We start from the raw sequence: 9540 nt of genomic DNA on the forward strand, positions 1-9540 counted from the left end.
CGTGATGAGGCCGAGCAGGAACGGCGGGTGCAGAATCGAGAGACGCGCCACCAGTTCCGGACGCAGGCCTTCTGTGAGCACCATCACGATCGAGAAGATCATCGTCGCCGCGCCGACCACCGCCGTGCCGATGAGCACCGGCTTGGCCGTGGCCTTGAACGTGTTGCCCGCGCCGTCGTTCTCCTCGAGGAACTGCTTGGCCCGCTCGAAGCTGGGCACGAACCCGAAGTCCTTCCGGATCTCGTCGGAGATGCCGGGCATGGCCTCGATGGTCGAGAGCTCGAAGACCGACTGCGCGTTGTCGGTGACGGGACCGTACGAGTCGACCGCGATCGTCACGGGCCCCATGCCGAGGAAGCCGAACGCGATCAGGCCGAACGCGAACACCGCGGGCGCCACCATCAGCGTGGCCAGCCCCATCTCGCTGACGTAGTAGCCGACGCCCATCAGGACGACGACCGTCAGGCCGAGCCAGTACGCCGAGAAATTACCCGCGACCAGCCCCGAGAGGATGTTGAGCGACGCGCCGCCCTCCTCGGAACTGCTCACCACTTCCCGCACGTGCCCCGAGTCCACCGACGTGAACACCTTCACCAGTTCCGGGATGATCGCACCCGCGAGCGTGCCGCACGTGATGATGCTCGCGAGCTTCCACCAGAGGCTCGCGTCGCCGCCGATCGTCGGGATGAGCAGCCACGACGTGATGTAGGTGAGCACCACCGACACGCCCGACGTGATCATCACGAGGCTCGTGAGCGGGTGCTCGAAGTTCATCGTGGCGGCCGAGCCGTAACGCGCCTTCGCCATGCCCTCGTTGATGAAGTACGAGAGACCGCTCGCGACCACCATGATGATGCGCATCATGAAGATCCACACGAGCAACTGCACCTGCACGATGGGCTCGCGCACCGCGAGCATGATGAACGTGATGAGCGCCACCCCCGTCACGCCGTAGGTCTCGAATCCGTCGGCGCTCGGTCCCACCGAATCGCCCGCGTTGTCGCCCACGCAGTCGGCGATCACGCCCGGGTTGCGCGCATCGTCTTCCTTGATCTTGAAGACGATCTTCATCAGGTCCGACCCGATGTCGGCGATCTTGGTGAAGATGCCGCCCGCGATGCGCAGCGCCGCGGCGCCGAGCGACTCGCCGATCGCGAATCCGATGAAGCAGGGCCCTGCGTAGTCGGCCGGCACGAACAACAGGATGACCAGCATCAGCAGCAGTTCGACGGAGATGAGCGCCATGCCGATGCTCATGCCCGCCTTGAGCGGAATCGCGTAGCAGGGATACGGCTTGCCCTCGAGCGCGGCGAACGCCGTGCGCGAGTTCGCGAACGTGTTCACGCGGATGCCGAACCACGCCACACCATAGGACCCGGCCATGCCGATGAGCGAGAACAGCAGGATGACGGCCACCTTGACGGGCGGGAAGCCGTAGACGTCTGCGCCGGTGGTGGGGTCGACCGTGTGCGCGAGACGGCCGAAGTACAGGAGGACGATGCTGCCGATGAAGAGCCAGAGGATGAGAAGGAACCGCCCCTGTTGTTGCAGGTACGTCTGGCAGGTCTCGTAAATCAGCTCCGACACGTCGCGCATCGAGCGATGGACCGGCATCGACTTGAGCTGCTGGTAGATGGCGAGGCCGAACAGCAGGCCGAGGCCGCTCACGAGGAGCCCGACGAGCAGCAGCGTGTGGCCGCCGACGCCGAGGAACTGCGCGGAATCGAGGTTCGGGAGGATCAGGTTGGCCTCCCCGCCGGGGCGATGGCCCTGGGCGAAGGCCGGCACGGCGGCCAGCAGGCCGGCGGCAAGGGTCAGGGCACTGGTGGCCAGTCTGCGAACTACAGGCATCGGATTACGTCTCGCGATGGGAGTGATTCTGTTCAAGGGGCGGTGGTCCCCGGCGCGCCGGGGGCTCGTGGAGCAGACCTCCGCCATAAGCCGGCCGGGATTGTGTCATAAGCCCCGCGTGGGAGCCTAGGCCTTTGGTGCCCCTATAATGCAGAGGTCCTTCACGACGGAGCGTTGCGGATGGTCTGGTGGTATTGGGTGGTCCTCGGCCTGCTGCTCGCGGGGCTGGAGTTGGCAACCCCGGGCGGGTTCTTCCTCATCTTCTTCGGCATCGGCGCGCTGCTGGTGGGAGGACTTGCGTCTGTGGGCCTCGACGGACCGGCGTGGGTCCAGTGGCTCATGTTCAGCGTGCTCTCCGTGTCGGCACTTCTGTTCTTCCGTGACCCGCTCTTGCGTTTGATGCAGTCACGGACCGCCGGATCCGGCGACATCGACTCCCTGCGCGGCGAAGTCGCTGTGGCCATGGACGGCATCCCCGCCGGTGGACTGGGGCGCGCACAACTGCGCGGCACGGTCTGGACCGCGCGTAACCTGGAACCCGAACCGATCACGCCGGGCGAGCGATGCCTGGTGGCCGCGGTGGACGGTCTGACCATCTCGATTCGCCGCGAAGGAGCGCTCTGACCCGTGGAAGGCCTGATTGTCCTCATCATTTTCGCGATTCTCGTCCTGATCATCGTCGCCAAGACGGCGATCGTCGTCCCGCAGCAGAGCGCCTACGTCGTCGAGCGGCTGGGGCGGTATGCCGGAACGCTGGACGCCGGCTTCCACATCCTGGTGCCCTTCATCGACGTGGTGCGCTACAAGCACTCGCTGAAGGAGACGGCGATGGACATCCCGGCGCAGGTGTGCATCACGCGCGACAACGTCCAGGTGGGCGTCGACGGCGTGCTGTACCTGAAGGTGCTCAACCCCGAGCGCGCCTCGTACGGCATCTCCGACTACCACTTCGCGATCTCGCAGCTCGCGCAGACCACGCTCCGTAGCGAGGTCGGCAAGATCGATCTCGACAGGACGTTCGAGGAGCGCACCAACATCAACACGCAGGTGGTGAGCGAGGTGGACAAGGCCACCGACCCCTGGGGCGTGAAGGTGCTGCGCTACGAGATCAAGAACATCACGCCGCCCTCCGACGTGCTCGCCGCGATGGAGAAGCAGATGCGCGCCGAACGCGAGAAGCGCGCGGTGATTCTCACGTCCGAAGGCCAGCGCGACGCCGCCATCAACACGGCCGAAGGCGCCAAGCAGGAAGTGATCAAGGCGTCGGAAGCCCGCCGGCAGCAGCAGATGAACGAGGCCGAAGGCGAGGCCGCCGCGATCATGGCCGTGGCGCGCGCCACGGCCGAAGGCATCCGCGAAGTGGCCGCCGCGATTCAGACACCCGGCGGGCAGGAGGCCGTACAGCTCCGCGTCGCCGAGCAGTACATCACCGAGTTCGGCAAGCTCGCCAAGACGAACAACACGATGATCATCCCCTCGACCACCAGCGACATCGCCGGCATGATCGCCACGGCCATGCAGGTGTCACGGAAGACGGCGTAGGTTTACGGCTTACGGAAGAGGGAAAGGGGGGCTGCGGCCCCCTTTTTTCGTGCACTATCGCTGTTTCACGTCGGCGATGAGGACGCGGTTGCGGCCGGCCTTCTTGGCGGCGTACAGCGCCTGATCCGCGGCCTCGATCCACGTGTGTCTGTCGAAGCCGTCGACGTAGGGTGCGATGCCGGCACTGAAGGTCACGCGGAAATGCTGGTGGGGGCCCGCGCTGTGGTCGAGCGTGGCGAACTCGTTCAGCAACCGCGTGATCAACCGCTGCGCATCGTCGATCGGCAGCTGGTCGAGAAGGACGCCGAACTCCTCGCCACCGTAGCGGCCGATGATGTCGGTGCGCCGCAGGTGCTGGCGCAGGGAGCCGGCAAGCGTCGCCAGCACGCGGTCGCCGGCCTGGTGCCCGTACGTGTCGTTGACCTGCTTGAAGTGATCGACGTCGAACAACACGAGCGTGGCAGGGGCCGGCATCGCGCGCGCACGACGGTCGATGGCCTGCTGCACCTGCTCCATGAACGAGGCGTGCGTCAGCAGCCGCGTGAGACCGTCCCTGTGCAGCAGGCTCTTGAGGAACCGCGCGCGTTCCAGACGCGCGCCCACAGCCGACGCGAGGAGCGCCGGGTGGACGGGCTTGGTGAGATGCTCGTCGCCCCCGGCCTTGGTCGCGCGGATGCGTGACTCCATCTCCGCCTCGGACGTGAGAAAGAGGATCGGCAGCGCCGCGTGCTGCTCCTGCTGCCGCACGAGGCGCGCCAGGTCGTAGCCCGAAACCTCGGGCAGGTTCACGTCCATCAGCAGCAGTTCGGGCTGCGCTGTCGCCATGTGCTCGGCAAACGAGCGGGGCGTACTGCACACGTCCACGTGATATCCGGCCGATTCGAGCACCCTGCGCGCAAACACCGCATGGTCCTCGTCGTCTTCGACCACGAGGATGCGCGGCACGTCGGCCTGCTGGCGCTCGAGCATCTGCAGCAGCTTGCGGTGCGCGGCTTCGATCTCGGCCGGCTTGGTGTAGCAGGCGTCGGCACCGGCATGGATGGCTTCGGCGAGGTCCAGGAAGTCGCCGGCGGCGCTCAGCATGAGGACCACCACGTGCTCACCGTCGGTCTGCAGCCTGGCGTGCTCGACGACACCGTAGCCGGGCTCGTCGGGGAGACGAACGTCGACGATCAGGCCATCGGGCAGGCGGGCGTCGATCTGCGCCCGGGCCTCGGCGGACGTGCCCGCCTCACGCACGCCGATGCCTTCGTGCTGCAGGACCGACGCGAGCAGGCGGCGTGTCTCGACGTTCTCGTCGACGAGCAGGACGTCGAAGCCCGTGCGGGGCGTCTCGGCGATGACGACGGGCGCAGCGACGACCGCAGCGGTCGGCTCTGCGACGACTGGCGTGGCGAGCCCCTCCTCGAACAACGCCGCCAGGCGCTGACGGCTCTCGCGCCATTGCGCCACATCGTCGGCAGTCGGCTGGCCGTGGCGCTCGAGCAACGCGTCGCACCGCCGCTCACCCTCTTTGGCAACGGCGCTGATCTGCGACCGCTGATACGTGGCTCCCGCCCCGGCGAGTTTGTGGAAGTGCCGCTTCAGATCGGCCAACGTCGCCGCCGTGCCGCGCTCGAGGCGGTCGAGCGCCTGATCGATGTCGGCGAGACGTTCGGGCCCCCCGCGCAGGAACTCGGCCTGCAACTGACGAAAATCTTCGTCCCACGTGCTCATGTGCGCCCGGCGCGAGCGATCCTATCATTGGCAACCAGCACCGGGCACGGGCAACACGAGGGCCTTCCTCCTTCCTTCCTCCTCGTCAATCGTGATAGCGTGGCGTGTTCGGCGGGCGCCACGCGAAAGTGGCGGAACTGGCAGACGCGCCGGACTTAGGATCCGGTGGCCGGAAGGCTGTGGGGGTTCGAGTCCCCCCTTTCGCACCAGACTTCGCTCGCGTGGCGAGCTTGGTCTGGCAGGCCCTGTGGATTCACGAGCGTCGTCGCCACGCCCTTCTCCAACCCGGTCGACGGCGGTGCCGCGGGGCACGCGCCGACGATGTGTCCGATTCCCGAATCCCGATTCCCGACTTCCGAGCGAACATGAAGGTCGAACTCACCGACGTCAGCGAAACCAGGAAGACCTTGACGGTGGAAGTGCCGTCGGAGGTCGTCGCCACCGAGATCGCGCGCATCGCGCAGGACTACGCGCGCGCCGCGCGCATCCCCGGATTCCGACCCGGCAAGGCGCCGATACAGGTGGTGCGCAAACGGTTCCGCGACCAGATCCTCCACGACGTGACCCACGATCTCGTCCCGCGCGTGGTCGGCGACGCCCTGCGCGACAGGAGCATCCAGCCTGTCGACACGCCCAAGGTGCGCGACATCCAGCTCGAAGAAGGCCAGCCTCTCACCTTCTCGGCGGCCATCGAAGTGGCGCCGCACGTGGATCCGGGTGACCTCGGGACGCTTTCGGTGCAACGCCCCGACATGCCGGTGACCGACGAGGACGTCGATCAGGCGCTGTCGCGGCTCCGCGATCGCCTCGCCCGCATGGAGCCCGTCGAGGATCGCGGCGCCGAGCAGGGCGACACGGTGGTCATGCACCTCTCGCGCCGCCGGCTCACGGGGCCGCAGGGCGCCGAGATCACGCCCGAGGAACCCGAGCGCCATGAGGGCGTGTCGGCCGAAATCGGTGCCGCTGCCAACCCGCCGGGATTCGACGAGGCGCTGCTCGGCGTGACGTCCGGCACGCAGAAGACCTTCGAGATCGCGTTTCCGTCTGACTACGAGGTGGAGGAGATGGCGGGCGCCCGCGTGGAGTACGCCGTCGACGTCACGGCCCTGCGCCGCCGCGTGCTCCCCACCCTGGACGATGAGTTCGCCAGGGATCTCGGGGAGTTCCAGACCCTGGATGACCTGCGCGCCCGGATCCGGCAGGACCTGGAGCAGGATGCCGACCGCGAGCGGACGCGCCGGATGCGGCAGCAGCTCCTCGAGCAACTCGCCGGCCGGATGACCGGCGAAGTGCCCGAGGGCATGGTGACCCGCGAGGTGGATCGCCGGATGGAGGAGTTCGCCAGCCGGTTGATGGACCAGGGCGTGGACCCGCGCCAGGCGGCCATCAACTGGGAGGAATTCCGGACGCAGCAGCAGGATCCGGCAGTGGCCACCGTCAGGAGCGTGCTGGTGCTGGACGCCATCGCGACCCGCGAGGCCCTCGAGGTATCGGAAGAGGAGCTGGATGCCGATATCAGCGGATATGCCACCCGCGCAGGCCGGACGCTGGCGGAGGTGAAGGCCCAGCTGGCGCAGCAGGACCAGCTCGGGAACATCAGGACGGGCCTGTTGCGGGAGAAGGCGGTTTCGCACGCGATGGCGCGTGCTACGATCGCAGGTGCGTGATCGCACGCCCCTGCCTCGACCTGCTCCCCTGGCTATGACGACTGGAGTGCCCGGCACATCCGGGTGCGGCAATCTGCCCGCGGCGAAGCGTCGCGGGCCACGAGACCGAACACGCCCATGACCGATCCGCGCATGCAACTGGTCCCGATGGTGGTCGAACAGACCAACAGGGGGGAGCGCGCGTACGACATCTTCTCGCGCCTGCTGAAGGACAGCATCATCTTCATCGGCACGCCGATCGACGACACCGTCGCGAGCCTGGTGATCGCGCAGATGCTGTTTCTCGAGGCCGAGGATCCGGAGCGGGACATCCTGCTCTACATCAACAGCCCCGGCGGCTCGATCACGGCCGGCCTCGCCATCTACGACACGATGCAGTACATCAGGCCCGACGTGCAGACGTACTGCCTCGGGCAGTGCGCGTCGTTCGGCGCGGTGCTGCTCGCGGGGGGCACGAAGGGCAAGCGGTTCGCGCTCCCCAACTCGCGCATCCTCATCCACCAGCCGTGGGTGCAGGGCGGCGTCGGCGGCCAGGCCACCGACATCGACATCCACGCCAGGGAGATCCTGCGGATGCGCCACCGGCTGAACGAGATCCTGGCCGAGCACTCGGGCCAGCCGCTCGAACGGCTCCAGGCAGACACCGAGCGCGACTACATCATGTCGGCCGAGCAGGCGCGCGAGTACGGTATCATCGACGATGTTCTCCTCCGCAAGCGCAGCTGATCGTCGCGTGATGGCCACGACAGGCACGCGTCGCACCGGCGACGCAGGACGGGTCTGATCGCATGGTGAAGAAGAACGGCGAGAACGAAGTGCTCAGGTGCTCGTTCTGCAACAAGGACCAGAACGACGTCAGGAAGCTGATCGCGGGCCCCACCGTCTTCATCTGCGACGAGTGCGTCGAGGTCTGCAACGACATCATCGCTGACGACAACCGCTTCGAGGCCAAGGGCACGCGCTCCACGCTACCCACGCCGCAGGAAATCAAGAAGTTCCTGGACGAGTACGTCATCGGCCAGGAACAGACCAAGAAGCGCCTCGCGGTGGCGGTCTACAACCACTACAAGCGCATCGAGATCGGCAAGCAGACCAAGGGCCGCAACGAAGTCGAGTTGCAGAAGTCCAACATCCTGCTGATCGGCCCGACGGGCACCGGCAAGACGCTGCTCGCGCAGACGCTCGCGCGCCTCCTCTCGGTCCCCTTCACCATCGTCGACGCGACAACGCTCACCGAAGCGGGGTACGTGGGCGAGGACGTCGAGAACATCATCCTCAAGCTGCTCCAGGCCGCCGGTGGCGACATCGAGAAGGCGCAGCAGGGGATCATCTACATCGACGAGGTCGACAAGATCTGCCGCAAGGACGAGAACCCGTCCATCACGCGCGACGTGAGCGGCGAGGGCGTGCAGCAGGCGCTCCTCAAGATCCTCGAAGGCACGGTGGCCAACGTCCCGCCGCAGGGCGGACGCAAGCACCCGCACCAGGAGTTCTTCCAGGTCGACACGACCAACATCCTCTTCATCTGCGGCGGCGCGTTCGTCGGGCTGGAGAAGGTGATCGAACGGCGCGTCGGCAGGAAGTCGCTCGGCTTCAAGGCCGACGTGTCGCACTTCCAGTCGCGCGACGTGGGCACCACGCTCGAGAAACTCGAGCCGCAGGACCTGATCCGGTACGGCCTCATCCCCGAGTTCGTGGGCCGTCTGCCGGTGGTGGCGACGCTGCACGAACTGGATCGCCCCGCACTGGTGCAGATCCTGACGACGCCGCGCAACGCGCTCACCAAGCAGTACGTGAAGCTGCTCGAATACGAGAACGTGAAGCTGCGCTTCACCGACGATGCCCTCGAAGCGATCGCCGAGCAGGCCCTGACGCGCAAGATCGGCGCGCGCGGCCTCCGGATGATCATCGAGGAACTGATGCTCGACGTGATGTACACGGTGCCGGGTCAGAAGAAGATCCGCGAGTGCGTCGTCACGCGCGACGTGGTCGAGTCCCGAGAGAAGCCGATCACGGTGATGGAGAAGGCTGGATAGGCACGCCGCATGGAAGTTTTTGAAACCCTCCCGATCGTTCCGTTGCGCGACGTCGTCGTGTTCCCGCACATGATGATGCCGTTCGTGATCGGACGCCCGTCATCGATCAGGGCGCTGGAGCACGCGCTCGGCAAGGACAAGCGCATCTTCCTGGCGGCGCAGCACGAGGCCGCGACCGACGACCCGCAGCCGGCCGACATCTACACCATGGGGTGCGTGGCCAACATCGTCCAGAGCCTGAAGCTGCCCGACGGCAACATCAAGGTGCTGGTCGAGGGCGTGGACCGCGGCCGTGCGGTGGAATGGAAGGAAGACAAGGGCTTCTTCCGCGTGGTGGTGAAGGTGATCGCGCGCCAGCGCGAGGCGGCCGGCGAGGTCGAAGCCACGATGGCCCGCGTGGTCTCGCTCTTCGAGCAGTACGTGAAGCTGTCCAACAACCTGCACTACGACGCCATGGTCGCCGCCGTGCGCGTCGACGATCCCGCGCGGCTGGCCGACACGATCGCCGCGCACATGCTCGTCGGCATCGAAGAGAAGCAGAACCTGCTCGAAATCGTCTCGCCGCTCGAACGCCTGAACCGCATCGCGTCGGTGCTCGAAGTCGAGGTGGACAAACTCCAGGTGGACCGCCGCATCCAGTCTCGCGTGAAGAAGCAGATGGAGAAGGCGCAGAAGGAGTACTACCTCAACGAGAAGATGAAGGCGATCCAGAAGGAACTGGGCCGCAA

8 protein-coding genes and 1 tRNA gene are annotated in these 9540 nt (G+C 66.6%); 7 read left to right on the forward strand and 2 right to left on the reverse strand.

Annotated features, from left to right (window positions below):
* The coding region (locus tag IT182_19700; GenBank protein ID MCC6165575.1) for a sodium-translocating pyrophosphatase at positions 1 to 1851 on the reverse strand (1851 nt) is incomplete at its 3' end.
* A gap of 180 nt (positions 1852 to 2031) precedes the next feature.
* On the opposite strand from IT182_19700, the gene IT182_19705 reads away from it, so the two are divergent.
* Positions 2032 to 2475: an NfeD family protein gene (locus IT182_19705; protein ID MCC6165576.1), complete on the forward strand. Its 444-nt coding sequence runs from the start codon at positions 2032 to 2034 to the stop codon at positions 2473 to 2475.
* 12 nt (positions 2476 to 2487) lie between these two features.
* Positions 2488 to 3393 (forward strand): paraslipin, encoded by a 906-nt coding sequence (locus tag IT182_19710; GenBank protein MCC6165577.1) that lies wholly within the window; start codon positions 2488 to 2490, stop codon positions 3391 to 3393.
* Between the two features lie 54 nt (positions 3394 to 3447).
* Here the strand turns inward: IT182_19710 and IT182_19715 are convergent, their stop codons facing one another.
* Positions 3448 to 5109: a diguanylate cyclase gene (locus IT182_19715; protein MCC6165578.1), complete on the reverse strand. Its 1662-nt coding sequence runs from the start codon at positions 5107 to 5109 to the stop codon at positions 3448 to 3450.
* Positions 5110 to 5231: 122 nt separating this feature from the next.
* Between IT182_19715 and IT182_19720 the strand changes: the two genes are divergently transcribed.
* From IT182_19720 to IT182_19740, 5 genes are all read left to right on the forward strand, one after another.
* Positions 5232 to 5318, forward strand: a tRNA-Leu gene (locus IT182_19720).
* 156 nt (positions 5319 to 5474) lie between these two features.
* Positions 5475 to 6776 (forward strand): trigger factor, encoded by a 1302-nt coding sequence (gene tig / locus IT182_19725; GenBank protein ID MCC6165579.1) that lies wholly within the window; start codon positions 5475 to 5477, stop codon positions 6774 to 6776.
* A 132-nt stretch (positions 6777 to 6908) separates the two neighbouring features.
* The gene (clpP, locus tag IT182_19730; GenBank protein MCC6165580.1) at positions 6909 to 7502 is read left to right on the forward strand and encodes an ATP-dependent Clp endopeptidase proteolytic subunit ClpP; all 594 of its coding nucleotides are present in this window, start codon (positions 6909 to 6911) and stop codon (positions 7500 to 7502) included.
* Between the two features lie 62 nt (positions 7503 to 7564).
* Entirely contained in the window at positions 7565 to 8812 is a 1248-nt protein-coding gene (clpX, locus tag IT182_19735) for an ATP-dependent Clp protease ATP-binding subunit ClpX (GenBank protein MCC6165581.1), read from the forward strand.
* Positions 8813 to 8821: 9 nt separating this feature from the next.
* Positions 8822 to 9540: LON peptidase substrate-binding domain-containing protein (locus IT182_19740; protein ID MCC6165582.1), on the forward strand; the 719-nt coding region annotated here is incomplete at its 3' end.

The organism is Acidobacteriota bacterium (assembly GCA_020845575.1).
Lineage (GTDB): Bacteria > Acidobacteriota > Vicinamibacteria > Vicinamibacterales > Vicinamibacteraceae > Luteitalea.

What these genes read in the sequence shown, in the direction of transcription:
- IT182_19705 (MCC6165576.1), top strand. Translation starts at nt 2,032, where the DNA reads ATGGTCTGGTGGTATTGGGTGGTCCTCGGCCTGCTGCTCGCGGGGCTG.
- IT182_19715 (MCC6165578.1), bottom strand. Translation starts at nt 5,109, where the DNA reads ATGAGCACGTGGGACGAAGATTTTCGTCAGTTGCAGGCCGAGTTCCTG.
- tig (MCC6165579.1), top strand. Translation starts at nt 5,475, where the DNA reads ATGAAGGTCGAACTCACCGACGTCAGCGAAACCAGGAAGACCTTGACG.
- clpP (MCC6165580.1), top strand. Translation starts at nt 6,909, where the DNA reads ATGCAACTGGTCCCGATGGTGGTCGAACAGACCAACAGGGGGGAGCGC.
- clpX (MCC6165581.1), top strand. Translation starts at nt 7,565, where the DNA reads ATGGTGAAGAAGAACGGCGAGAACGAAGTGCTCAGGTGCTCGTTCTGC.